The sequence below is a fragment of the Streptomyces sp. NPDC015171 genome (genome assembly GCF_043079545.1).
In the GTDB taxonomy this organism is placed as follows: Bacteria; Actinomycetota; Actinomycetes; order Streptomycetales; family Streptomycetaceae; genus Streptomyces.
This window is the reverse complement of sequence record NZ_JBIBUO010000003.1, coordinates 537,850-562,700: the sequence shown is the minus strand read 5'-3', so window position 1 is coordinate 562,700 and position 24,851 is coordinate 537,850. Positions and strand designations below refer to the sequence as shown.

Sequence of the window (24,851 nt, the reverse complement as noted above, 5' to 3'; positions counted from 1 at the left end):
AAGGACCGGCGTTGCGCCGCCTGCGGATCGGGGGGCTGCGACGCTGGTGGGCGTGATCGATCCCGCCGCCGTTGCGGGGGCCGGGTCGGCACATGGGGAAAGTTGGCTCGTTGCCGCTGGGGGGCAGGCGTTGGGGTTCGAGGAAGTCGGCGGCGGTTCCGCCTCGCCACCCGGCCCGGCCCCAGGGCCTGGGCGGGACGGGGCGCACGAGAAGGTGCCGCGGCACGTGGCCTGTGTGATGGACGGCAACGGCCGCTGGGCGGCCCGGCGTTCGCTGCCCCGTACGTCGGGTCACCGCGCGGCGGAGACGACGGTGATCGACGTCATCGAGGCGGCGCGGACGGCCGGCGTGCGGTGGCTGAGCCTGTACGCGTTCTCCACCGAGAACTGGCGGCGCCCGGGTGCCGAGGTCGACTTCCTGATGCGGCTGGTCCGCCGGGTGGTGCGCAAACACGCCCCGCTGCTGCACGCGCGCGGCATCCGCTGCCGATTCCTCGGGGTGACGGATCCGCGTATCCCCCCGGCGCTGGCCCAGGACTTCGCCGATCTGATGACGCTGACCGGCGAGAACCGGGGCATGACGCTGACCGTCGCGTTCGATCACGGCGGGCGCGGCGACATCGTGGCGGCGGCCCGCTCGCTGATCCGCAGCGGGGTGCCCGCCGAGGCCGTGGACGAGCGGAGCTTCGCCGCGCATCTGCCCTTTCCCGACACACCCGATGTGGACCTCGTCATCCGCACCTCCGGGGAGCAGCGCATCTCCAACTTCATGCTCTGGCAGGTCGCCTACGCGGAATGGATCTTCCCGTCGGTCCTCTGGCCCGATTTCCGCGCACCGCACTTCCTGGAGTGCCTGCACACCTATCAGCAGCGCCGGCGCCGCTTCGGCGGCGTGACGCCCGACACGGACGGAGAACCACGACCGTGACCGACACAGGCAGCGCCGAGCCCGGGAACCCCGGCACCGGACCCGATCAGCACGGCACAGAAGCCGGATCCACCGCGGACGACGGGGTCCCCGGGTCGCTGTTCGGCCCGGGCAGCCAGTTCCACGCGTTCTTCAGCGACCCGCGCTGGGCACTGGCCGTCCTCCGGGCGACCGTACTGGAAGCCGCGCATCCGCAGGTCGGCGCGGCACTGATCGAGAACTCGACCTTCGTGGCCCATCCCTGGCGACGGCTGCGCAACACCCTGGTGAGCCTGCAGCGCATGTTCGGCCCCGACGAGGAGGTGCGGCAACGGGAGGCGGACCGGCTCAACCGGCTGCACGCCCGGCTGAAGGGCAGCGACGCGCGCGACCGGCCGTACGACGCGATGGATCCCCGGGTGCGCGCCTGGGTGGTCGCGACGCTCTTCGAGAGCAGCGTCACCATGTGCCGGCTGAGCGGGCAGCCGCTGGAACAGACCGCCATGGAGCGGCTGTACGCCGAATACCGGGCCTATCTCGCGGTCCTGGACGGCGACGCGCGCCATCTGCCGCCCACGCTCCAGGAGTTCTGGCCGTACTACGACCGCGTGGTGGAGGAGGAGCTGGAGAACACGGAGTCGATGCGGATCATCCTTTACAAGCTCTTCGACCACCTTCCCGCGCCGCCGTTGCTGCAGGGCCTGCCCACCATGTGGGCGGCGGGCCGCTCGGTCGTCGGCCCCCTCGTCGGCGTGATCACCGTGGCGTCCCTTCCGGAGTCCTTCCGCAGGCGGGCCGGGCTGCCCGAGATGCCCGGCGCCCGGACCCTGATGCAGAGCGCCTATCTGGCGGCCGGCCTCGCCCGCTTCCTCCCGGACGGCTGGCTGCAGACCGAGCACGTGACCAAGCTGCTCAGCCTCTCCCCCGACAGCGACGACCCCCGGGCCCGGACGGTCAGCGCGCTCCGGGACCGGATGAAACGGGCCGCCGCCCTGGTCCGGCTGCTCACACCGCTGCCGCCGGAGCCGGAGCCCGGCGACGGAACCGATGCGCGGCGCGACGCGGCCGAGTTCTTCACGACGGTCCTCGACCAGACCGGCGACGGCTTCCTGGACTGGCCCGACCTCGCCGCCATGGCCCGGGAAATCGCCGGCCGTCTCGACCTGGCCGAGCCGGCCGAGACCCGGCTCTACGACGCCTTCGCCGACTGGTGGCGAGAGCTGCAGGCGGCTCTCGACACCGACGGCGACGGCCGCGTCAGTCCCGGGGAGTACGCCGCCGCCGTGCCGTCGCTCGCCGGCCCCGCCCTGATCAGGGTCGCCGAGGTGCTCTTCGACGCCACCGACGCGGACGGCGACCAGCGCATCGACGCGGACGAGTACCGGGCGCTGTTCCGCACGGGATTCCGGCGGGACATGACCGACGCCGACGGCACCTACGCGCGCGCCGCCTTCGTGCGGGACTTCCTCTCCTTCATGTCGGGCCGCGCGCGCTCGACCCCCTACGACCCGCTGCTCGCCGGCGCCTGACCCGCGGCGGGACGGCGGCCGGTCAGCCGAGCCCGAGGACGCTCAGGGTGCGTTCGGCCATGCGGCGCTCGCCCAGCGCGTTGGGATGGACCGGCACGACGCTCTGCCCGAACAGGAGCGGCTCGATCCACCGGGTGCCGACGGCCTGGCACGCGTCGTGCCCGGTGGAGACCTGGGCGAAGTCCACGTAACGGGCGCCCGTCTCCTCGGCGGCGCGCTCGACCACCGCGTTCAGGTGCGCCTGCAGGGCGTGCAGATACGGGATGTCGCCGGTGGCGACCGGCAGTCTGGCGAAGCAGGACGGGTCGGCCTTGGCGGGTGTGATCCACGGGTATCCGAGCACCGCCACGCGGGCCCGGGGGGCCTTGGCGCGGACACCGCCGAGCGCGGCCTTCAGCGCCGGGTAGGTGCGGGCGTCGATCGCGTCGTCGAAGGACGTCCCGTACTTGTCCTTGCACGGGCTGCCCTGGCCGCCGCTGAGGATGCCCGCGGTGCCGCACGCGAGGATGGCGTTGATGAAGGTGCCGTTGTCGTTGCCGCCGATCGTCAGGGTCACCAGGTCGGTGTCCGCGGTCACGGCGTCGAGCTGCGGAGCGATGCCGGGGTACTGGGCCTCGGCGAAGTCCTTGGTCTGGGCGGCGCCGCAGGTGACGTCCGTCAGCCGCGCCGCCGTCCGGGAGGCGATGACATGGGGGTAGTCGGCCGTGGAGCGCAGGCACAGCGGGCTGCTGAGGTCGACGGGGAGGACACCCGACGCGGCGCTGTAACTGTCGCCCAGGGCAGCGTAGTTCAGGGGTGCGGTGGCCTGGGCGGGGGCTGCGGTGAGGCCGAGGGCCAGCGCGCCGACGGCCGCGGAGGCCGCGGTGAGGACACGGCGCAGGGCAGGCAGGGGCATGTGCTCTCCCATCTCGGGACGGGACACGGGACGGACGGGCATGGGGTGCCGTGGGCACGGGGGTGCCGCGGGCATGGTGGATCGCGCGAACGAGACGGCCTGATCGGGATGCGGCTCGACCGGGATGCGGCTCGACCGGGATGCGGCTCGATCGGGGTACGGCTCGCCCGGGATGGGCTCGCTCGGGATGCGTGAAGCGGCTCGAACGTAGTGCGGCTCGACGTACTGCGGCTCGACGTACTGCGTGATGCGGACTCGATCGGGGTGCGGCTCGATCGAGCGAAGGCGTGCGACGGTGTGCGAAGGTGTGCGGGGGCGTGCCTGGAGCATGGACGGGCCGAGCGGGCGCGCAGGGGTGCGCTCGACGGCCCCGGGACACCGGCCGCGGGATTACCGCGCGGTTCTACCGATAGGTAATGTGCGGCCGCCGCACCGGCGAGTCAACACGGTGGACCGAACTTCTTGAAACTCGGACCTCAGCCTCCGCACCGGCCTCCACCAGCACGGGGAGCGGCGATCATGCCCTCACGCGAAGATTTTGCCGCCTCGGGTGCGAAGAGTGCCGTATTCGGGGCACCCGGTGTCCAGGAACACTACAACCGGCTGGAGGCACATCATGATCGCCCTCGGTGTCATCCTGCTCATCATCGGCTTCCTGACAGGCATCTCGATCCTGTGGACCATAGGCGTGATCCTGCTGGTCGTCGGAGCCATCCTCTGGATCATGGGATCCATGGGGCACGCGGTCGCCGGCCGACGCCACTATTGGTGAGCTATTGGTGAGCAGCGGCTGTCGCCGCACTTCGGGCCCCGGGCCGTTGGACCACGTCGGTCCTCCTGCCCGACGCCATCCGGCCGCGTACGTGTTCGTGGCCATCAGCGGCGCCCCCGGCCGGGGGGCGCCGCTGCGCGTGGGTGCGGCCCGCCGGAGCGGACTCCGGCGGGCCGCTCGGTGTGCGGGTCAGGCGCAGGTGCCGCTGGGCCGGGCCCGGGTCACCACCTCGCTGACACCGGTGGTGGCGTCGAGCCAGAGGACGCGGGTTGCGCCGTCCGCCGCTGCGGAGAGCTGCTCGCCCCGGTTGCAGGAGACCCGGCTCCGGCGCGTGCCGTCGCCGGTGCGGTCCGGCGTGAACTGCCAGAGCTTGGCCAGCGCGGCGTTGCTGATCTCGGACGACGGCGTCCGGGCGACCACCGTCACCGCGTCCGCCGACACCGTCAGGTCGGCGATGTCGAGGGCGCCGGGGCCGCTCTCGGGGCTGAGGTCGGTGACGCCGGAGCCGTCGAGTCCGGCCCGGCGCAGCGTGGTGGTGCCGTTCTCGTCGACGCTGTCGAGCAGCCAGTAGACGTGGTCGCCGGTGAGGGCCGTCGGACCCAGGCTGCTCTGCGGGTCGGACCGCTGGATCACCTTCTGCTCGCCGGTGGCCACGTCGATCAGCCGGGTGGTGGACTCGTACACCGCGCGGACGCGCTGCCGGTCCTGGTAGACGACCTTGCCGTCGTGCACGGACGGGAAGGTCGAGCGGTGGTAGGTGCCGCCGCCGATGGTGACCACGTTCGACGGGTCCTTCAGACTCAGATAGGCCACGCCGGGCCGGCCGCCGTAGTTGTAGTAGGCGAAGGCCACGGTGTCGCCGTCGACGCCCAGCGCCGTCCCGACGCTGCGGCCGTGCCACAGGGTGCGCACCGGTCCGCCCGCCAGGGGGCGGGCCAGGATGTCCACGCCGTCGGCCCCGTGCGCCTGCCACACCACCGTCTTGCCGTCGGTGGCCGGATTGACGTGGTAGCGGCCGTCGTTGGGGCTCATCAGCTTCAGCTGCCCCTTGCCGTCGGTGCGGCCGGCCCACACCGAGTACGGCTCGGAGCCTGACTCGTTGGAGTTCGAGGCGGCCCACCAGCCGCCGCCGGCGCCGAGGTGGCTGTCGAGGGTGTTGACGCGGGAGAGCAGCACGTCGGAGTCGATGCCGAGGGCCTTCTCCCAGTGCGGGACGATGCCGTGCGCGGTGAAGGCGCGCTGGACGGCCGTGAGCTTCTTCCCGCCGACCTTGAGCTGCTTGGCCGCGGCGACGACGGCGTCGCGGCCCTGGGTGAAGCCGTCGAGCGGGGTGAGGTACTCGGTGAGCGCCTTGTAGACCACCGCGTCGGCGAGGTCGGGACCGAGGTCCTCGCGGATGTCCCAGAGCGCGCCGGCGAAGATGGTCGAGTTCAGGTGCACGCCGCCGTTGTCGGTGCCGAACCCGATGCCGAGGAAGGAACCGGCCGTGGTGCGCCCGTCGTTGAGGTCGCGGAACGCGCAGGCGCGCGGGTCCTTCGTACGGCACAGGGTCTCGCCCAGGAGCCCGGAGTCGGGGTCGTCCATGGGGAGGCGGCGGACGCCGGCCTCGATGGCGTTGCCGAAGTAGTCGGCGATGGCCTCGTTCATCGCGCCGGACTGGCCCGCGTACACCAGGTCGGCGGAGTGCTGGATCACGCCGTGGGTCATCTCGTGGCCGACCACGTCCAGGGCGGCCGACAGCGGCCGGTACTCGGCGTCGCCGGAGCCGTAGACCATCTTCCCGCCGTCCCAGAAGGCGTTGACGTACGGCTGCCCGTACTCGGTGACGCCCACCAGGGAGTTGACGGTCATCCCGTGCCCGTCCAGGCTGTCCCGGCCGAATGTGCCCTGGTAGTAGTCGTAGACCTGGGCGGCGGCCCAGTGGGCGTCGACCGCGCCGGAGTCGGTGGCCTCGCCGGTGAACTCGGGTGTGGGCGAGGCGAATTCCTTGAGGTCCTCGGGCCAGGCGCCGGACAGGTCGCTCACCCAGCGGCCCCGCGCGTCCCAGGTGGCCAGGGCGTTGTCGGGGTTGGCGCGGATGCGGGTGCGGTCGCGCAGCACAAAGGTGTCGCGGGTGTCGTCGCGGGTGATGCCCAGCGGGACGGTGGTGCCGTCGAGGCGGACGCCGGAGCCGGCGGGGCCGGGTGCGGGGTCGTCCGCCGTGGTGTGTGCCGCGCTGCCCCGGGCGGCCGTGCCGGCCGGGGCGCCGAAGGTGCGGATCCCGCTGTACTGCAGGACCGGGTAGCCCGCCCGGGCGTCGATGTACACCTCGCGCAGCACCGGTTCGCCGTGCGCCGGGTCGGTGCCGCGCACGGTGATGTGGCGGGTGAGGACGCCGGTGCCGTTGGGGACGACGACCAGGCCGTGCGAGGTGCCGGTGAGCGGTGTGTCCGCTTCGCCGTCCGTGCCGGCGTCGAACGAGCGGGCCGTGAGGTCCTGGCGTACGGCGTCGACCGCGCGCTCGACGGCGAGGGCGTCGTCGACCTCGGCGGTCGTGCCGGTGCGCAGCCCGGTGAAGTACTTGCCGGAGGTGCCGGTGACGATCCGGCGGCCGTCGCGCCGCTCCATGCGGACGATGTACTGGCCGCCCAGGACCGGTACCCCGTGGTACGTCTGCCGGAGCCGTACGGTCTGCCGGCCGCCCGAGGTGAGGGTGCCCGCGGGCGCCAGGTCCCGGCCCGGATCGGTGATCCGGTAGCGGTCCTCGCGTGCGGCGAGGTATCCGCGGGCCGCGTCGGCCGCGGTCCGGGCGGCCGGTGCCTGCTCCCGGATGCCGTCGACCAGGGCGGGTGTCGCCGTGTCCCCGCCCACGGCGGTCGTCCGGGGTGCCGCGGGCGCGGCGTGGGCGGGTGCCGCCGAGACGACGAGTGCGGCGGCGCCCAAGAGCGCCGCCGCACCGGATAAAGCGTTCCGCCGAGATCTCGGTCCTGCCGCCGGATGCTCGGCGCGCGTTCTGGAATGACGCACTGTGTTCCCAACCCCCCACACGGATAAGGCCGTTGCCGGGCGGCAGGCCGCCGCCGGGCAGGCCCATTGGAAGGGGTGGTGCGCCGGTGCTTCAACAGGCAGGACGCGACAACGGGCGATTTCCGGACCCCCGGCGGGAGGCGTCTGTCGCGGAAGCGACCCGGAATTGTCCGTGATCCGTAACAGCCGGATCCCGTGCCCGGATCCGCTCGTCCTGCCAGGTGCACGGAACCCATCGACACAGCAGGGGGCGGGACGGACATGGCGCGGCATGGCGGACGGGGATGGTACGGCCGGGTGGTCGCGGCGGCCGTAGGGGTCACGGCGGTCGCGGCGGCCACCTCGGTGTGGACCGCGCAGGCCGGTCAGACCGACGGCGGATCCGGCGCAGCGGGCGCCGGCGCCCGGCCCGCGCAGAAGCCGGCGCACGTGTCGGAGACCATCGCCCACTCCTCCGACGGGGGCGCGCACGCGGTCAACATCACCATCGACGACGGCCCGGACCCGGTCTGGACCCCGCAGGTGCTCCGACTGCTGCGCGACAACGGCGTGAAGGCGACGTTCTGCATGGTCGGCGGCCAGGCCGAGGCGCATCCGGATCTGGTCAAGCAGGTGGTGGCGGCCGGCCACCGGCTGTGCGACCACACCGTGTCGCACGACACCACGATGGACAAGAAGTCCGAGTCGTACCAGTCGCAGCAGATAGTCGACGCGGAACGGCAGATCACCAAGGCGTCGGGGGGCGTACGGCCGATGTACTACCGGGCGCCGGGCGGGGCCTTCACCCCGTACAGCCGGCATCTGGCGGCCTCGCACGGGATGCGGCCGCTCGGCTGGAACGTCGACTCCAAGGACTTCGAGCGTCCGGGCAGCGACGCGATCATCACGACCGTCAAGACCGAGCTGTCCAACGGCCCGACGATCCTGTTCCACGACGCGGGCGGCGACCGTTCCCAGACGGTGGTGGCGCTGCGCACCCTGCTGCCCTGGCTGAAGCAGCAGGGCTACTCGTTCGGTTTCCCCGTGCGCTGAGCCCCGGGCCGGGCGCGGACGGGTCCGCCGGAGGATTTTGGACGCCCTGGGGGCTTTGTGCCGCCGGGGCGTTGCACAGCGTGCGTCCGCCGGTCACAAGGTGGTTGAGACCTCTTGTGGGCGTGTTCATGAAGTCTCTAGCCTCCGATGTGTTGTGCACAGCGAAACAGCCGTTGCACAGGCTGCAACGCATCATCGGAGGAGCTCTCCATGAAGCTGTCCGTCCGTTTTGTTGGGTTCACCGCGCTCGCCGCCGCCCTGGCCACCGCCTGCGCGCCCCAGACCTCAGGCAACTCCTCCTCCGGCAAGGACGAGAAGACCGGAACGCTGCGCGTCTGGCTCTTCCAGGAGGTCAGCAACAAGCCCAAGGAGCGTGTCGTCGACACGGTCCTCGCCGATTTCAAGAAGGCGCACAAGGGTGCCGGGGTCACCGTGGAGTACATCCCGGTGGAAACCCGCGCCCAGCGCATCAAGGCCGCCTTCAACGATCCGAAGTCCGCGCCCGACGTCATCGAGTACGGCAACACCGACACCGCCGGCTATGTGAAGGACGGCGGACTCGCGGACGTCACCGGGGACTTCAACTCCTGGAGCGAGTCCAAGGACGCCGACCCGACCGCCCGGCAGTCGGTCACCGTGGCGGGGAAGGTCTACGGGGCGCCGTACTTCGTCGGCGTCCGGGCCCTGTACTACCGCACCGACGTCTTCCGTGAACTCGGCCTGAGCGTACCGAAGTCGCAGGCCGAGCTGATCTCCACGGCGAAGCGGATCCGGGCGGCCGAGCCCGATCTGTACGGCCTCGCCGTCGGCGGCGCCTACACCTACGGCGCGATGCCGTTCATCTGGGCCAACGGCGGTCAGCTGGCCACCGGCAAGGAGGGTTCGTACGCCTCCGCCATCGACAGCGCGGACGCCCGGAAGGGCATCACGGCGTACACCTCCCTCTTCGGCGACGACAACTGTCCCGCCGCCAAGTGCGCGGGCATGGGCGGCAACGACACGGTGACCGCGTTCGCCTCCGGCAAGGCGGCCATGGCGATCGGCGGCGACTTCAGCCATGCCGCCGTGGAGGCCGGCAAGGTCAAGGGGAAGTACGCGGTGGTTCCGCTGCCGGGGGTGAAGCCGGGCTCGATCGCGCCGGCCTTCGCGGGCGGCAACAACATCGGCGTCCTCAAGAGCACCTCGCACCGCACGCTCGCCGTGGACCTGATGAAGCGGCTCGCCTCGAAGAAGACGCAGGGCGCGCTCTTCGACGCGATGGGCTTCCTGCCGACCTTCACGGACGTACGGGAACAGGCGGCGGCCAAGGAGCCGTTCGTGAAGCCGTTCGTCGAGACGCTCACCGCGGGCACCGAGTTCGTGCCGGCCTCGCCCGCCTGGGCGCAGATCGACTCCTCGCTGGTGCTGCCGACGATGTTCCAGGAGATCGCCAGCGGCAAGAAGGACGTGCCGGCCGCCGCCGGGGACGCGGCACGGAAGATGAACGACGCCTTCGGGTCCGTGGGGTGACACGGATGACCGACGCGGCACTTCCGCCGGACCGGGGCGGCACGGTGACCACGGCCGGACAGCCGGGTCCCGGCCGGCCGGAGGGGGCAGGACCGGACCGGAGCGGGACGGGCCGCCGGACCGCACCGGCACCCTCGAAGCCCCGCCGCCGGCCGGCCCCCCGCGGGGGCTGGACCCCCTGGCTCTATCTCGCGCCCGCCCTCGTCGTCCTCGGCGGGCTGCTGGTCTACCCCGTCTACCAGCTCGGCCTGATCTCGTTCCTCGAGTACACCCAGGCCCAGGTCAGCGGTGGCGAGCCGGCCCGCTTCCGGGGCTTGGCCAACTACACCGAACTGTTCGCCGACGACCAGTTCTGGCAGGTGCTGCTGGCGACGGTCGGCTTCGCCGCGGCGTGTGTGGTCTGCACGCTCGCGGTGGGCTGCGCCCTCGCCGTCCTGCTCACCCGCGTCCGCGCGGTGCCGCGGCTGGTCCTGATGCTGGCCGCGCTGGGCGCATGGGCGACACCGACGATCACCGGCTCGACGGTCTGGCTGTTCCTCTTCGACCCCGACTTCGGGCCGGTCGACCGCCTCCTGGGCCTCGGCGACTTCTCGTGGACCTACGGCCGGTACACCGCGTTCCTCCTGGTCCTGCTCGAAGTGGTGTGGTGCTCCTTCCCGTTCGTGATGATCACCGTCTACGCCGGCATCCGGGCGGTGCCGGGCGAGGTGCTGGAGGCCGCCGCCCTGGACGGCGCCTCGCAGTGGCGGATCTGGCGCTCGGTGCTGGCCCCCATGCTCCGGCCGATCCTGGTCATCGTCACCGTCCAGTCGGTGATCTGGGACTTCAAGGTCTTCACCCAGATCTACGTCATCACCAACGGCGGCGGCATCGCGGGGCAGAACCTGGTCCTCAACGTCTACGCCTACCAGAAGGCCTTCGCGTCCTCGCAGTACAGCCTCGGCTCCGCGATCGGTGTCGTGACGCTGCTGATCCTGCTCGCCGTCACACTCGGGTATCTGCGGCTGCTGCGCCGCCAAGGGGAGGAGCTGTGAGTCTCGTACGCGGTGCGGTGCGGCGCCCCTGGCGGCTGGCCGCCGAGGCGAGCGCACTGCTGATCGCCGCCGTCGTAGCCTTTCCCCTCTACTGGATGCTGCTCAGCGCCTTCAAGCCGGCCGGGGAGATCGAGTCCGCCGAGCCGAGGCCCTGGACGTCCTCCCCTTCGCTGGATTCCTTCCGGCGCGTGTTCGAACAGCACGAGTTCGGCCGGTACTTCCTCAACAGCCTCGTCGTCGCGGTGAGTGTCGTCGTGGCCTCCGCGCTGATCGCCTTTCTCGCCGCGACCGCCGTGACCCGCTTCCGGTTCCGCTTCCGGACCACCCTGCTGATCATGTTCCTGGTGGCCCAGATGGTGCCGGTGGAGGCGCTCACCATCCCGCTGTTCTTCCTCATGCGGGACTTCGGCCAGCTGAACACGCTGGGCTCGCTGATCCTTCCGCACATCGCCTTCTCGCTGCCGTTCGCGATCTGGATGCTGCGCGGGTTCGTCAAGGCCGTTCCGGACTCCCTGGAGGAAGCCGCGTATCTCGACGGGGCGAGCCGCACCCGGTTCCTGTGGCAGATCCTGCTCCCGCTCGCGCTGCCCGGCCTGACGGCCACGAGCGTGTTCTCCTTCATCTCCGCCTGGAACGACTTCCTGTTCGCCAAGTCGTTCATCATCAGCGACACCTCGCAGTCGACGCTGCCGATGGCGCTGCTGGTGTTCTACAAGCCCGACGATCCGGACTGGGGCGGAGTCATGGCGGCGTCCACGGTGATGACGATCCCCGTCCTGGTGTTCTTCGTCCTCGTGCAGCGCCGGCTGGTCTCCGGTCTCGGCGGAGCGGTGAAGGACTGACGCGGCCGGGCGCCGCCGCGTACGGCGGCGCCGGTCCGGGCCTTTGACCGGGACGCGGCACGGGCCGTCAGGCGCCGAATCCGCGGCGGGCGGTCTCGATGTGGCCGAGGTACCGGTGGGTCCAGTCGCACATCCCCGCGACCGTCACGCGCAGGGCCCGGCCCGGTTCGGTGAGGGTGTACTCGACGCGCGGCGGCACGGTGGGGTGGACACACCGGTCCACCAGGCCGTTGCGCTCCAGCGTGCGCAGGTTCTGGGTGAGCATCTTGTGGCTGATGCCCTCGATCTCGTCGCGCAGCTCGCTGAAGCGCCGGGTGTCGTTCCCGATGGCGTCGATGATCAGCAGCGCCCATTTGTTGGCGAGGTCCGAGAAGATCTCCCGCGCCAGCGAGTCCGCGCGGGTCAGATCCGCCTCGTCCTTGGGCGAGCCCGTGAACGGCTTGGTCACCATGAGGTTCCCCAGTCACCGAGGAGTGCGTTCTTCCATGTCAGCGGCCACTCTCCTACGGTTTCCCAGTAACCACAAGAGAGCACGAGAGGCAGGCATCATGGCCGTCACCCTGGTGGACCCCGACGGATTGCCGAAGATCGACGTCTACCGGCAGGTGTCGGTCGCGGCCGGCTCGAAGCTGGTCTTCATCGCCGGACAGGTCTCCTGGGACGCCGAGGGGGCCACGGTCGGCGAGGGCGATCTGGCCGCGCAGGTCGAGCGGTGCTATCTCAACATCGCGACCGCCCTGTCCGGGGCCGGCGGCTCGTTCGACGACGTGGCGAAGCTGACCGTCCATGTCGTCGACTGGACCCCCGACAAGATGCCGCTGCTCCTGGAGGGGATCTCCCGGGCGGCCACGCGGCTGGGCGTGACCCCTGTCCCGCCGGCCACACTGCTGGGCGTGGCGGCGCTTGACGTCCCGGAGCACCTGGTCGAGGTCGAGGCGGTCGCGGTCCTCGACTGACCGGACGGCGTCCCCCCCTGCGGGACGGACCGGGCACGATGGTCATGTGAACGGCGACGCGGCCCGTGGCGGAGCCGGACCGGCCGGCCCGCTCATGGTGGCGCCGACCGCCCGGACGGCGGTGGCGTGGCTGCCGCCGCGGGACCTCTGGCCGCCGATCCAGGACATCCGCTGGGAGCACGATCCGCAGGTACGGCGCTGGCCGCCGCATGTGAACCTGCTCTTCGGGTTCGTACCGGAGGAGGAGTTCGCGCGGGCCGTGCCGCTGCTGTCCGCCGGGGCGTCGCAGAGCACGGCGTTCACCGCCCGCATGGCCGGTGTGCGCTCCTTCCGGCACCGGCACCACGCGACGGTGTGGCTCGACCCGGCCGCGGCGGGGCCGGCGCCGTGGGCCCGCCTCCACCGGGACCTGGAGCAGTGGTTTCCGCTCTGCCACGGTCCCGGCGGGCGCTTCATCCCGCATCTCTCGCTCGGCCGCACCCAGGACCCGAAGCGCCTGGCCGCCGAGTGCGCCGTCCGGCTCGGCACGCTGTCGGCGGTGGTGGAGGAAGTGGTCCTGCTCTCCCGCCGCGGCACGGAGCCCATGCGGCCCCGGGCCGTGATCGCCCTGGGCACGGGCGAGGTCCGCCGGCCGCGGGAGGACTGACGCGGGCCCCGCCGGCGGGGCGCCGGACCGTCTCCCGTCCCCGTCCGGGCGCGTCCGGCTCGAAATGAGCGGACATGCCAGTACATTTCCGAGCACCGTTTCGAGATGTCACCGGCAGACGGGGGCAAAGGATGAGCACGGACGACCGCGTCGCCGTGACGCCCGGGATCGCGCGGCTGCACGCGTCGCCCGGACTCGCCGGGCCCGGCCGGCTCGGTCTGGTGACCAACCACACCGGCGTCCTCCCCGACCTGCGCCCGGCCGCGCCCGCGCTGCTGGAGGCCGGCGCGCGGCTGGTCGCCCTGTTCGGTCCCGAGCACGGGCTGCACGGGACGGGGCAGGCCGGCGAGAGCGAGGACGCGCGCACGGACCCCGCCACCGGCCTGCCGGTGCACGACACCTACCGGTGCGACGGCGAGCGCCTGGACAAGCTGCTGGCCGACAGCGGTGTCGACGCCCTGGTCTTCGATCTGCAGGACATCGGGGCCCGCTTCTACACCTATGTGTGGACCATGTTCGACCTGATGGTCGCGGCGGCCCGTACGGGCGTGCGGTTCGTGGTCGCCGACCGGCCCAATCCCCTCGGGGGACTCGTCAGCGAGGGCCCGCTGCTGGAACCGGCGTGGGGCAGCTTCACGGGGCGGGCCCCGGTGCCCGTGCGGCACGGGCTCACCTGCGGCGAACTCGCCCGGTACCTCAATATCGAGGCCGTACCCCGAGCGGCGGGCGGCGAGGCGGACCTGACGGTGATCGAGGCCGCCGGCTGGCAGCGCGCCATGGACGCGGAGACCACCGGTCTGCCGTGGGTCGCGCCCTCGCCGAACATGCCGACGCCCGCCACCGCGGCCGTCTACCCGGGCACCTGTCTGTTCGAGGGCACGAACGTGTCGGAGGGCCGGGGGACCACACAGCCCTTCGAGATCGTCGGGGCACCCTACATCGACGCGCGGTTCGCACCCTCGCTCGCCGAACTGGCCCTGCCCGGAGTGCGCTTCCGTGATCTGCGGTTCGTCCCGGCCTTCCACAAACACGCCGGACGGCCGCTGCGCGGGGTGCAGCTCCATGTCACCGACCGCGCGGCGTTCGCCCCGGTACGGACGGCCGTCGCGATACTCGCCGTACTGCGGCGGCTGTACCCGGGCGACTTCGCCTGGCGTACCGCCGACGGCGGCGCGGAGGGCACCGGTCACCGGCACTTCATCGATCTGCTGTGGGGTTCGGACCGGTTGCGGCACACCCTCGACGCGGGCGGCGACCCGCTGCCGCTGTGCGATCCCCCGGCGCCGCCCGGCCGGTGGGCCGGCGAGGACGTGCTGCGCTACCCCTGAGGCGTCCTGCCCCGCGGCGGGCCCGTACGGGGCAGGACCACCCGCGCGCAGGCAGGACAACTGGAAGGACGACCCGTCGATGACCGATCTCACGACGCCGACCCGTACCTCGATCCGCGGCTTTCGCACGGGCGACGGCCCGCGGTTGCTGGAGGCGTGGCGCCGCGGCGTGCCGGCCGACCCCATCACCCCGGACCGCTTCCGCTCCCTGGTGCTGCTCGACGCCAACTTCGATCCGGCGGGGCTCCGGGTCGCCGTCGACGGCGAGCGTGTCGTCGGCGCCGCCTACGCGGTGCGCCGGCTGACGCCGCTGGCCGGCACCGATCTGGAGCCTGAGCAGGGCTGGATCCCGTTCTTCTTCGTCGACCCGGCCGCCCGCGGGCGCGGTCTCGGCCGCCGGCTGCTGACCGAGGCCCTCGACTGGCTGCACGGCCACGGCCGCACCCGGGTGGACTTCTCCTCGTACACGCCGAACTACGTCTTCCCCGGTCTGGACGCCGAGGCGTACCCGGAGGCGGCCGGGCTCCTGGAGTCCCTCGGCTTCCGCACGCTGTGCGAGGCGGCGGCGATGGACCGCGGCCTGGTCGGCTACCGACTCCCCGACGCCGTCGCGCGCCGCCTGGACGAACTGACCGCGCGGGGCCACCGGTTCGCCACGCCGTCCGACGACGACCTGGTGGATCTCCTCGCGCTCGCCGGCAGCCGCTTCGGCCCGGACTGGGCCTGCACGATCCGGGCCTGTCTGGCCGCGGGCACGCCGCTCGACCGGATCGTCGTCGTCCGCGACCCGTCGGGCCGCATGACCGGCTGGGCGATGCACGGCGCCTTCGACGGCGTGGACGAGCGGTTCGGCCCGATCGGTGTGCTGGAGGAGATGCGCGGCACCGGACTCGGCGAGGTCCTCCTCCACCTGGTCCTGGAGCGGATGCGGGCCCGCCGTGCGCACAGCGCGTGGTTCCTGTGGACCGGCGAGCAGTCCCCCGCGGGCCACCTGTACCGCAAGGCCGGCTTCACCACGACCCGGGTGTTCCGTGTGCTGCGCCGGGAGGCGGCCCGATGACCTGGGCCGGCCGTGCCCGCGCCGACGGTCCGGGCCACTGTCGGCCACCGGCGCGCGGAGGCGGCCTGAGCCGCCGTCACTTCGCGCTCGCGCTCCCCTCGGCCCTGCTCGTGCCGGGATGCGCCGCACCGCACCAGGGCACCGGACGGCCCGGCGATCCGGTCGTGCTCACCCTGCTCTCCCACTACGCGAGCGGGGCGCTCAAGGAGGCTCTGCGGGGACCGGTCGACGAGTGGAACGCCACGCACGACCGGGTCAAGGTGCGGACGAAGGCGGTCGAGTTCACGGATCTGCTGACCACGTTCATGGTCCGGCAGGCCGCGGGCCAGGGCGCCGACATCCTGCACCCGTACTGCCTGTGGAACGGCCAGCTCGTCCGGGCCGGTGTGCTGCGGCCCGCGCCGTCCGGGCACGCCGAGGAGATCCGGCGGGGCTACGGCACGGCCGCGGTCGGCACCGTGTCGGTGGCGGGCACGGTCTACGGCTACCCCACCGAGGTGCAGACCTACGCCCTCTACTACAACAAGCGCCTGCTGCGCGCGGCCGGCATCAGCGGCCCGCCGCGCACCTGGCGCGAGCTGGAGGACGCGGCCTACCGCACCAGTGAGCGGGACCGGTACGGCAATACGCTGGTCCAGGGCTTCGGCCTGTCGACGTTCGACGACTCCACCACCGTCGGCCAGACGCTCGCCCTGCTCAGCGCCGCCGGCGGACGGTTCGTCTCCGCCGACGGCAGGAGCACCGCCCTGGACTCGCCGGCCGGACGGGCCGTTCTCGATCTGGAGCACCGCCTCGTCGAGCGCGGCGCGAGCGCCCCCGGCGTCAACGTCTACCAGGCGTTCGCCTCCGGGCAGGTGGCCATGGTCGTCAGTGCCGGCTGGTGGACCGAGAGTCTGAAGGCCCTGATGGGCGGCGACTACCGCGATGTCGGGGTCGCGCCCGTCCCGGTCCCCGCGGCCGACGACCAGCGCGCCACGCTCGCCACCGGCTTCATGATGGGGGTGAACACGGCCAGCGGACATCCGCGCGAGGCGTGGGAGTTCCTGCGCTGGCTCAACGCCGAGAAGGTGCGGGTGCGGGGTGGGACGGCGACCCGGATGAGCCGTCTTCAGGTGTCGGTCGGCTCCCTGACCGGCCGCGCCGACGACATGCGCACGCTCCTGGGCACGGGCGGTGATCCGAACCAGCGGCCGTTCCTCGACGCACTGGCCTACGCGGTGCCCGAGCCGAACGTGCCGGGCGCTCAGCAGGCCAAGACGCTGCTGCGCAAGAACATCGAGGAGTTGTGGACCGGGCAGCGCTCGGTCGACCAGGCACTGCGCACCATCCGCCGCCAGGTCGACCTGGAGGTGGCGCGCTCATGGTGAACACCCTGGCGCCGGAGACGACCGAGCGGGCGGCGGCCCGGCGCCGGCCCGCCGCGCCGGAGGCGGACGGGCGCGGCCGGGCCCGGCGTCGCCAGGCCGTCGTCGCCTATCTCTTCCTGGCGCCGACCCTCCTGTTCTACGCCGTCTTCCTGGCCCTTCCGCTCGGCTTCGCGCTGCTGCTGTCGATGTCCCGGTGGGCCGGGTTCGACCTCGGCGACATCGATCCGGTCGGCCCGGACAACTTCACCGCTCTCTTCGCCGACGGCTCGACGTTCCTGGCACCGGTCCTCACCAACACGCTGCTGTTCGCGCTGGGCACCGTGGCCCTCGCGCTCGCGGGTTCCGTGACGGTCGCCACCTGCATCGACAAGCTGCGCTTCCAGGGGCTGTGGCGCACCCTGTACTTCCTGCCGATCGTCACGACCGTCGTCGCCGTCGGCAATGTGTGGAAGTTCATGTACGAGCCGGGCGGGCTCGTCAACGGCGTCCTCAACGCCCTGGGGCTCGGCTCGGTGGCGTTCCTCCAGGATCCGGACACCGCGCTGCCCTCGGTCGTGGTCGTCCAGGCGTGGGCGTCGGTCGGCTCGGCGATCCTCGTCCTGACCGCCGGACTGAAGTCCGTCCCCGAGTCTTACTACGAGGCCGCCGCGCTCGACGGCGCCGGGCCCGTCACCGTCTTCTGGCGCATCACACTGCCGTTGCTGCGGCCGTCCCTGCTGTTCGTGTGCGTCACCCAGTTCCTCTCCGGTCTCCAGTCGTTCGCGCTGATCATCGTGATGACCAAGGGCGGCCCGGGCGACGCGACCAACGTTGCCGCGTTGGAGATGTACCGGCAGGCCTTCAGCTACGGCGACTGGGGCGCCGCGAGCGCCGCCGCCTTCGTGCTGTTCGCGGTGGTCCTCGTGGTCACCCTGGCGCAGTTGTGGATCTTCCGGCGCAGAGGGGAGGACGCGTGAGCCGCCGAAGGTTCCCGTGGCTGTCGTATCTGGTGGTGGTGACCGGCGCCGTGCTCACCGTGGTGCCGTTCCTCGACATGGTGATGACGTCCTTCAAGGGGCCCGGCGAGGCCGGCACGCTGCCGTACCGGTTCCTGCCCGAGGCCTTCGACCTCTCCAACTACCGGGCGGCCGTCGATCAGCTCGATCTGCCGGTGCTCTTCCGCAACAGCGTCGTCGCCACCGCCCTGATCACCGGATCGGTGCTGCTCACCTCGTCGCTCGCCGGCTACGCGCTGGCCAAACTCCGCTTCCCCGGCCGGGACCTCGTCTTCCGCCTGGTGCTGTCGACGATGATGTTCCCGCCGTTCCTCTACCTCATCCCGCACTTCCTGATCCTGGTGCACTGGCCGCTGGCGGGCGGCAACGACCTGTTCGGGCGCGGCGGCGCGGGACTGACCGTCAGCATCGTGGCGCTGGCCGTGCCGTTCCTCGTCAGCAGCTTCGGAATCTTCCTGATGCGCCAGTTCATGGTCTCGATCCCGGACGAGGTCCTGGAGGCCGCGCGCATCGACGGGGCCGGGGAGTTCACCGTGTGGTGGCGGATCGTCCTGCCGCAGACCACTCCGGTCATGGTGACGCTCGGGCTGCTGACCTTCGTCGACGCCTGGAACGAGTACATCTGGGCGCTGCTCGTCTCGACCGCCGACCCCGACGTGATGACGCTGCCCGTCGGCATCCAGCTCCTGCAGGACCACGTCGACCCGAGCCGTACGATGCCCATCGTCATGGCCGGTCTCGTGCTGAGCGTCCTGCCGGTCCTGGTCGTCTTCCTGCTGCTGCAGAAGTACTACATCCGCGGCGTGATGCTCAGCGGTCTCAAGTGAGGGTCGCACTCGCGGCCGGCCGCCCGTTCGCCTACGCAGTTCGCCGACGCACCGGCACGAGAAACGGCGCCCCCGGCCCGGGGACGCCGTTCGCCGCTGTACCGGTCAGAACAGGCCCTTGTAGCCGCCCCAGCCGGTGGCGATCCTCGTGCGGGTGCCGAAGGAGCCCTTGCCGTCGCCGTCGCTGCGCCACAGCGCGCCGGAGCTGTCGCGCGCGATCAGGTCCGCCTTGCCGTCGCCGGTGAGGTCGCCCGCGCCGACCACGGCGTTGTAGGAGGAGCCCCAGTTCGCGGCGACCTTGGCGCGTGCGCCGAAGGTGCCCGAGGCGGTGCCGTTGTAGCGCCACAGGGTGTTCGACCGGTCCTGGACCAGCAGGTCGCCCCGGCCGTCGCCGTTGAGGTCCCCTGCGCCGGCCACCTTCTTGTAGCCCCGCCAGTCCGCGTACAGCTTGACCCGCGCGGACAGTTTGCCCGCGCTGGTCGCCTTGTACAGGTACACCGTGCCGGTGCGGGCGTTCCGTGCGATCAGGTCGGCACGTCCGTCGCCGGTGACATCGCCCGGGGAGGTCAGGACGTCGTACTGGTCGAAGCCGGTGCCGAGGGCGGTGTACCGGGTGGACGGCGTGAGGGCCTTGCCGCAGCCGGGCCGGTATCCGCGCAGGGTGCCGCCCGGAAGGCGGACCAGGACGTCGTTGCAGCGGTCCCCGTCGAGGTCGCCGACCGGGACGGCCTTGGCGGAGGCCGGCCAGCCGGAGCCCGAGACCTGGCCGGCGAAGGCGCCCTTGCCGTTGCCCTTCTGGATGCTGAGCGAGCCGGACGAGCTGAGGGTGATCAGGTCGCCGATGCCGTCGGAGCCGGTGTAGTCGCGGGCCACGGCCGCGGCACCGGAGACCTGGACGGTGCCGGAGACGGACAGCGCGGCGCCCGCCCCGTCGGCGGGCGTGGCGGTGAGCGTCCAGGTGTGGGCGCCGTTGGGCACGAGGGCGCCGGAGGCGTTCCTGCCGTCCCAGGCGACCCGCACCGAACCGCGGGCGGCACCGCCCTGCCAGGTGCGCTGGACGGCGCCGGTGGCGGCGCTCTTGACGCTCAGCTTCCAGGAGGACGCCGGCTTGGACAGCCACCAGCGGCCCTGCCAGCGCGCACTGCCGCCGGCCGCCGCGAAGGCGGCGGGGGCGACGGAGTCGGGCACGCCGATCCGGGCCGGCGTCCACGTCTGGTCGTAGGCGGCGACGACGTGGACGGAGCCGTCCGCGTCCACGTAGGCGACCTTGTTGGAGCGGGGGTCGACGGTCCACACGACGCCGCGGCTGTCGGCCGCCGTGAGGCCTGCGACGCCGCGGATCGGGTCGAGGGGGTCGGCGACGTCGTTGTAGAGCCGCGTGAGCCGGATCAGTTTCGCGGCGGGGTCGTAGGCGCCGAAGAAGCCGTCGCCGAGGAGGACGTCGCCGACGGGGGCCTGGTAGCTGTAGCCCGGCTGGGCGGGCCGGAGGATGCCGGCCTTCTTCTGCGCGGGGCAGCTCCAGTACAGGAGGGTGCCGTTGGTCCGCAGGTCGCCGGGAACGCAGTTGCCGTCGGCGGTGAGCGTGCGGACGGTCTTGCCGGTGCGCAGGCTGGTGCCGGTGATCTGGCCCGCCGCGGCACCCGGTGTCCACAGGGTGCTGTAGTCGAGCGCGGCGGCCTGCGCCCGCTGCTCGCGGACGACCTTGCCGGCGGTGATGTCCACGACGTACTGCCTGCCGCCGCCCTGGTAGAGCACGTACTGCGGGGAGACGTCCAGGATCCGGCCGTCCGCGGCGGGCAGCGGGATGTTCCCGGCGGGGTCGTCGGCGGTGCCGAGGACGTCCTTGCCGGTGGCCGGGTCGGCGGTCAGCTGGGCGAGGCCCTCGTCGCCGCCGTCGGCGAAGCGGCCCGGGCCGGTGCTGTCGGAGGTGGCGGCCGGGGTGAGCGGTGCCCCGGCGGCCGGGGCCAGGGCGGTGCCGATGTCCTGGCTGTGCAACGTGCCGGTGCCGCGCAGGGTGTTGAGGAAGCGGACGGTGCCGCGGTCGAGGCCGAGCGCGCCGACCGAGCCGTCGTAGTGGACGGGGGGCAGGGTGTGCCGGGGTGTGGCCGCGACGTCGCCGTTGCCGTCGACCGCGACGGAGAACAGGGTGCGCGGGCCGTCGGGGGTGGCCCGGCCGAGCACGGTCAGCTCGTTGCCGAACTGCCAGGCCCGCTCGACGTCGGCCAGCACCGGGGGCGTGTCCGGGCCGAGCGACAGATTGCGCAGCGGGCCGCCCGAGCCCTCGTACCACAGCAGGTAGTCGCCGACCAGGAAGGAGGTGACCTCGCTGTCCGGTGCCGACGTCGGCACGGTCCGGACGCCGGGGGCGCCGCCCGCGCTGGCGCGTGCCCTGATCCGGACGCCGGCCCCGCCTTCGCGGGTGTACCAGGAGACCCAGGAGCGGTCGAGCCGGAAGCTGCTCGCCGGCCCGGTCACCTGGAGGGGCGTGACCTTGCCGGAGATCGCGTCGACGATGCCGTAGGCGGCGCGGCCGTCCTGCTGGTAGCGGACGACGAGGTCGGTGCCCTCGCCCGTGAGGATCTCGGGTTCGGCCTCGGCCGTGGCTCCCTCGGGAAGCCGCACCGGGACGTCGTAGACGGTTCCCGAGTCCGTGCCCCGGACGACCCGGTAGGCGCGGGTGCCGTCGGAGAGTTGCTGCACGGCGAGCACGAAGCCGTCGCTGACCTGCGGGTGCTGGTAGCCCTCGGGCAGTGTCAGGGCCGACGTGGCGCCGGTGTCGAGCTTGAGCCGCACGACGCGGGTGCGGCCGTCGTCGGCGGTGGCGGAGTAGAAGACCCAGTTGTCGTAGTCGCTCGTGAAGAAGATGGACGCCGCGGGTACGCCGGCCAGCCCCGGGACCGCCTTGCCCGAGCCGGCCCAGACGTAGCCGTCGGTGCCCTCCTCCTGGTACACCGCGCCGAGGCGGGTGCTGGTGACGACCGTGAGCCGGCGGTCGGCGTCCGCGTCGGGCGCGGTGATGGTGACTCCGCCGGTGACGGCGTACGCGGGCGCGAGCGCGGGCAGCGCGAGGCCCGCCGTGACGACGAGCGCGGTGGTGACGGCGGCGGCTCTCCCCAAGCGCGCCGGCCGATGGTGCCGTTCGGGCACGGTTCCCCCTGTATGTGATTGTGGCGGTGCGGTGGGCGTCACCCCATGACGCCCCGCACATGTGTTCGCGAGCATACCGGCGTCCCAGCAGGGGAGTTGAGTCCCGCGCGGCTCCCGGTCACCCGGGCGCCGGGGATAACCGCTGGCCGGCCCGTCGGCCGGAATGCTGGGATGGGTGGATGCGAGGTGATGATGTCGCGGTGGCAGTGGACCGGGGACGCTACCCGGACGCGGTGACGCCGTGGGAGCGGGAGTCCTGGCGGGCCGCGGCCCTCGACTGGGTGGGCGGCCGGCTCGCCGCGCACGGCCTGTGCGCGAAGGGCGCTCTCGAGGTGCGGCTGCGGCCGTGGTCGGTGCTGGTCCGGGTGCCCGTCGCGGGGCGGGCGGCCGTCTGGTTCAAGGCGAATCCGCCGGCCAGCGCGTTCGAGGGACCGCTGACCGCCGCACTGGCCCGCTGGGTCCCGGAGCATGTGCTGCGGCCGCTGGCCGTCGACGCCGCACGCGGCTGGTCGCTGCTTCCCGACGGAGGCGACCTGTTCCGCACCGCGCTCGCCCGGGAGGCGGTCGAGCCCCGGGAGTGGGAGGACCTGCTGCGCCAGTACGCGCGCATGCAGTCCGAGCTGACGGAGCACGCGGCCGGGATCGAGCGGCTCGGCGTGCCCTCCGCCCGGACCCCCGACCTGCCCCGGGTCTTCGACGGACTGCTCGCCCGCGCCCGCGCGCTCGACCCCGGTCCACGGGCCCGGCTGACGGCCCTGCGGCCCCGGCTCGCCGACTGGTGCGCCGAACTCGCGGCCGCCGGCGTGCCGGACACGCTCGACCACGCGGACCTGCACGACGGCCAGCTGTTCCGGCCGGCTCCGGGCCGGTTCACCTTCTTCGACTGGGGGGACGCGGCCGTCTCCCACCCGTTCTGCAGCCTGCGCATACCGGCCGAACGGGCCCGTGAGCGCTACGGACCGCAGGTGCTGCCCCGGCTGCTCGACGCGTACCTGGAGCCCTGGACGGGGACCGGCCGCACGGCGGCGGAGCTGCGGCAGGCAGCGGCGCTCGCCTGGCGGCTGAGCGCCCTGAGCCGGGCGGCCTCCTGGGGACGGACCTTCCCGGACGACGCGTCCGGGGCCGGGTCCGCAGCCGAGGAGAGCGCCGCGTCGCTGCTGGAACTCCTGGCCGAACCGCCGTTCGGGGCCGGCTGACACCCTGCCGCGCGGGTCCCCCGGTTCTCGTCAGGCCAGGGGCGCGTCCGGCCCGGTGCCGCGCATCCGGTCCCGGCGGGCGAGGTTGTAGAGCCGCAGGAGATGCTTGGCCACGGCACAGGGCGCGGCATCGGCATGGCACTGGCGGCATGTCCGCATGTGCTGCTCGTAGGTGAAGCGCGCGTTTTCCAGCGCGTCGTTGACAGATGACATGGACTACTCCGGGCAGAGCGCCGTTCGGGACGGCGTCTAGTTGACTGACTGGTACACCCAGAACAAGGTGATCATGTTACTGGCGGTACTGGGAAACTCGTACGGTCCGCCCGCCATCGCCTCCGGTGCGGTCACGCAGCGCCTCGCCGGCAGCACTCGGAGTGCATGACCGCGAAATGGTTTATACCGTCGGAATCACGGACCAGCAGGACCCAGCGGCCGTCAGGCGGTCGTCGAAGGCCCGTTCGTCGGTGGAGTGGGCACGGCCGCCGGGCCAGTCAGGGAGACAGGCATGAGCCGAGCCAAGCGCAGGCCCCGCTACACCGCCCGCGGAAAGCTGACCCCGGACCAGGACGCCGGCGCGAGCCCCACGAGTCACCAGGGGCCCGCCGCGGACCGGCCCACCGTGTCCGCGGCGGACCGCCGTGCGGAAGGGCCCGTGCCGCCGGCGGGGTCCGGCGCCGGCGATCGGACGCGCCCAGCGCCGACACCCGCAGCCCCGCTCGTCGCCCCGGCCGCGCACTCCGCGCACTCCGTGCACCCCGTGCACCCCGTGCACCAGCCCAGGTACGCCGCCGTCCCCCGGTCCGGGCCGGCGGGCGACGCCGGCACCGGTCCGGCACCGCCCGGCGGCGGCCCCCGGATCGGCCCGCGGACGATACGCCTGCGCATAGCCGAGGCGGATCCCTGGTCGGTGATGGTGACGAGCTTCCTGTTCCTGACCGGGCTCGGCGTGACCGTGATCGGCACGGCGGGCATGCTCTGGATCATGCTGGAAGCCATGTCCCCGGACGCGCTGCCGGCCCTGACCACCGTCCTGCTCATCGCGATCGGCATCGTCACCCTGGAAGTCATCCTGGGCACCTGTCTGGCGACGCTGAGCAGCTTCATCTACAACCTGTCGGCGCAGTTCAACGGCGGTGTCGAAGTGGCCGTGACCGACGCCGGAACGGGACCGCCCCCGGCCACGCCGCGGCTCGTGCTGCTGATGGCCCGGTACCGGGTCCGCGCCCGCCGCTACCTGCGCGGCCACGCCCCCGCCTGGATCTCCGGCGCCCTGCACCGCCTCCCCGCCGCGGCACAGGGCCTCCCCGCGGTCCGGCGCCGGCTGCCCGCCGACCGCGGCGGCGCCGGGGCCCGGCCCCGGAGCGGCCGGCCGGCGAACGCGCCCGCGCACCTCGACCCACCGAAGACGGCCGCCGATCCGCCCTCCCTCCCGGCCGGACCGCCCCCGACGACCCGAACGGCCCACTCTCCCGACGGCACCACGACCGACACCTGAGCGGCACCCCCGGGCCCGCGGCGGGCGCTCGGCCCGGCCCCGCACCGTCAGCCAGTCGGCCGCACGCCGTCAGACACCGGGCCGCCGCATCCGCAGGTACGACCCGGCCGCCCGCACGACACCCCGAACCAGCCGGCGGCCCCAGCCCTCGCAAAGCACGTTCACCCCTCACCCGGAAGGCGGCCCAGTCCGGCCCCGAAGACACCGTCGGCGTGACCACCTCGGCGAAATGAGGGCGTCGGGACTCACGCCCGGGCCCGCCCGCCGCCGGGCCGAACACCGCCGGACACCTGCCCGCCAGCCTCAGC

The 24,851-nt window shown here is 72.7% G+C and carries 21 protein-coding genes; 16 read left to right on the top strand and 5 right to left on the bottom strand.

The genetic code is table 11. From position 1 onward, the window contains the following. The first annotated feature begins 238 nt into the window (after nucleotides 1-238). Both uppS and ACF073_RS10655 read left to right on the top strand, forming a co-directional pair. The gene (gene uppS / locus ACF073_RS10660; RefSeq protein ID WP_392068928.1) at nucleotides 239-928 is read left to right on the top strand and encodes a polyprenyl diphosphate synthase; all 690 of its coding nucleotides are present in this window, start codon (nucleotides 239-241) and stop codon (nucleotides 926-928) included. Beyond that, entirely contained in the window at nucleotides 925-2,436 is a 1,512-nt protein-coding gene (locus ACF073_RS10655) for an oxygenase MpaB family protein (RefSeq protein ID WP_392068382.1), read from the top strand. Before uppS ends, ACF073_RS10655 begins: the two co-directional genes overlap by 4 nt. A 22-nt stretch (nucleotides 2,437-2,458) precedes the next feature. Here ACF073_RS10655 and ACF073_RS10650 read toward each other — a convergent pair whose 3' ends face one another. After that, nucleotides 2,459-3,331 (bottom strand): SGNH/GDSL hydrolase family protein, encoded by an 873-nt coding sequence (locus ACF073_RS10650; protein WP_392068380.1) that lies wholly within the window; start codon nucleotides 3,329-3,331, stop codon nucleotides 2,459-2,461. A 616-nt stretch (nucleotides 3,332-3,947) separates the two neighbouring features. Here ACF073_RS10650 and ACF073_RS10645 point away from each other — a divergent pair. After that, nucleotides 3,948-4,103, top strand: coding sequence for a DUF6131 family protein (locus ACF073_RS10645; protein ID WP_173456762.1), 156 nt, complete (start codon nucleotides 3,948-3,950; stop codon nucleotides 4,101-4,103). Between the two features lie 189 nt (nucleotides 4,104-4,292). Here the strand turns inward: ACF073_RS10645 and ACF073_RS10640 are convergent, their stop codons facing one another. Beyond that, on the bottom strand, nucleotides 4,293-7,025 hold the full coding sequence (locus ACF073_RS10640; protein ID WP_392068378.1) for a M4 family metallopeptidase: 2,733 nt from the start codon (nucleotides 7,023-7,025) through the stop codon (nucleotides 4,293-4,295). A gap of 345 nt (nucleotides 7,026-7,370) precedes the next feature. Here ACF073_RS10640 and ACF073_RS10635 point away from each other — a divergent pair, with 345 nt between their 5' ends. The 4 genes from ACF073_RS10635 (at nucleotide 7,371) to ACF073_RS10620 (ending at nucleotide 11,526) form a co-directional block, all read left to right on the top strand. Then, nucleotides 7,371-8,141, top strand: coding sequence for a polysaccharide deacetylase family protein (locus tag ACF073_RS10635; RefSeq protein ID WP_392068377.1), 771 nt, complete (start codon nucleotides 7,371-7,373; stop codon nucleotides 8,139-8,141). Between the two features lie 210 nt (nucleotides 8,142-8,351). Further along, a complete protein-coding gene (locus ACF073_RS10630) occupies nucleotides 8,352-9,650 on the top strand; it encodes an extracellular solute-binding protein (RefSeq protein ID WP_392068375.1) in 1,299 nt (432 codons plus the stop codon). A 5-nt stretch (nucleotides 9,651-9,655) separates the two neighbouring features. Further along, the gene (locus ACF073_RS10625) at nucleotides 9,656-10,684 is read left to right on the top strand and encodes a carbohydrate ABC transporter permease (RefSeq protein WP_392068373.1); all 1,029 of its coding nucleotides are present in this window, start codon (nucleotides 9,656-9,658) and stop codon (nucleotides 10,682-10,684) included. Beyond that, nucleotides 10,681-11,526, top strand: a complete 846-nt coding sequence (locus ACF073_RS10620) for a carbohydrate ABC transporter permease (protein WP_392068371.1) — start codon at nucleotides 10,681-10,683, stop codon at nucleotides 11,524-11,526. The genes ACF073_RS10625 and ACF073_RS10620 overlap by 4 nt, the downstream gene beginning before the upstream one ends. 67 nt (nucleotides 11,527-11,593) lie before the next feature. Here ACF073_RS10620 and ACF073_RS10615 read toward each other — a convergent pair whose 3' ends face one another. Further along, nucleotides 11,594-11,977, bottom strand: a complete 384-nt coding sequence (locus ACF073_RS10615; RefSeq protein WP_392068370.1) for a winged helix-turn-helix transcriptional regulator — start codon at nucleotides 11,975-11,977, stop codon at nucleotides 11,594-11,596. A 97-nt stretch (nucleotides 11,978-12,074) separates the two neighbouring features. Here ACF073_RS10615 and ACF073_RS10610 point away from each other — a divergent pair, with 97 nt between their 5' ends. The 7 genes from ACF073_RS10610 (at nucleotide 12,075) to ACF073_RS10580 (ending at nucleotide 18,705) form a co-directional block, all read left to right on the top strand. Continuing rightward, nucleotides 12,075-12,482 carry a RidA family protein gene (locus tag ACF073_RS10610; protein ID WP_392068368.1) on the top strand — a complete coding sequence of 136 codons (408 nt, stop codon included), beginning with the start codon at nucleotides 12,075-12,077 and terminating at the stop codon, nucleotides 12,480-12,482. Between the two features lie 46 nt (nucleotides 12,483-12,528). After that, nucleotides 12,529-13,128, top strand: a complete 600-nt coding sequence (locus ACF073_RS10605) for a 2'-5' RNA ligase family protein (RefSeq protein WP_392068366.1) — start codon at nucleotides 12,529-12,531, stop codon at nucleotides 13,126-13,128. Nucleotides 13,129-13,259: 131 nt separating this feature from the next. After that, the gene (locus ACF073_RS10600) at nucleotides 13,260-14,456 is read left to right on the top strand and encodes an exo-beta-N-acetylmuramidase NamZ domain-containing protein (RefSeq protein ID WP_392068364.1); all 1,197 of its coding nucleotides are present in this window, start codon (nucleotides 13,260-13,262) and stop codon (nucleotides 14,454-14,456) included. 79 nt (nucleotides 14,457-14,535) lie between these two features. After that, nucleotides 14,536-15,516 carry a GNAT family N-acetyltransferase gene (locus tag ACF073_RS10595; RefSeq protein WP_392068363.1) on the top strand — a complete coding sequence of 327 codons (981 nt, stop codon included), beginning with the start codon at nucleotides 14,536-14,538 and terminating at the stop codon, nucleotides 15,514-15,516. Next, nucleotides 15,513-16,883: an ABC transporter substrate-binding protein gene (locus ACF073_RS10590; protein ID WP_392068361.1), complete on the top strand. Its 1,371-nt coding sequence runs from the start codon at nucleotides 15,513-15,515 to the stop codon at nucleotides 16,881-16,883. The genes ACF073_RS10595 and ACF073_RS10590 overlap by 4 nt, the downstream gene beginning before the upstream one ends. Further along, a complete protein-coding gene (locus tag ACF073_RS10585) occupies nucleotides 16,877-17,839 on the top strand; it encodes a carbohydrate ABC transporter permease (protein WP_392068359.1) in 963 nt (320 codons plus the stop codon). Before ACF073_RS10590 ends, ACF073_RS10585 begins: the two co-directional genes overlap by 7 nt. After that, on the top strand, nucleotides 17,836-18,705 hold the full coding sequence (locus tag ACF073_RS10580; protein ID WP_392068357.1) for a carbohydrate ABC transporter permease: 870 nt from the start codon (nucleotides 17,836-17,838) through the stop codon (nucleotides 18,703-18,705). Before ACF073_RS10585 ends, ACF073_RS10580 begins: the two co-directional genes overlap by 4 nt. Before the next feature lie 105 nt (nucleotides 18,706-18,810). Here ACF073_RS10580 and ACF073_RS10575 read toward each other — a convergent pair whose 3' ends face one another. Then, nucleotides 18,811-21,822: an FG-GAP-like repeat-containing protein gene (locus ACF073_RS10575; RefSeq protein ID WP_392068355.1), complete on the bottom strand. Its 3,012-nt coding sequence runs from the start codon at nucleotides 21,820-21,822 to the stop codon at nucleotides 18,811-18,813. Between the two features lie 209 nt (nucleotides 21,823-22,031). Here ACF073_RS10575 and ACF073_RS10570 point away from each other — a divergent pair, with 209 nt between their 5' ends. After that, nucleotides 22,032-23,048 (top strand): phosphotransferase, encoded by a 1,017-nt coding sequence (locus tag ACF073_RS10570; RefSeq protein WP_392068353.1) that lies wholly within the window; start codon nucleotides 22,032-22,034, stop codon nucleotides 23,046-23,048. Nucleotides 23,049-23,078: 30 nt separating this feature from the next. Here the strand turns inward: ACF073_RS10570 and ACF073_RS10565 are convergent, their stop codons facing one another. Further along, complete coding sequence (locus ACF073_RS10565; protein ID WP_392068352.1) at nucleotides 23,079-23,261, bottom strand: hypothetical protein; 183 nt, start codon at nucleotides 23,259-23,261, stop codon at nucleotides 23,079-23,081. A gap of 292 nt (nucleotides 23,262-23,553) precedes the next feature. Here ACF073_RS10565 and ACF073_RS10560 point away from each other — a divergent pair, with 292 nt between their 5' ends. Further along, on the top strand, nucleotides 23,554-24,543 hold the full coding sequence (locus ACF073_RS10560) for a DUF3566 domain-containing protein (protein ID WP_392068351.1): 990 nt from the start codon (nucleotides 23,554-23,556) through the stop codon (nucleotides 24,541-24,543). The last annotated feature ends 308 nt before the right edge of the window (nucleotides 24,544-24,851 follow it).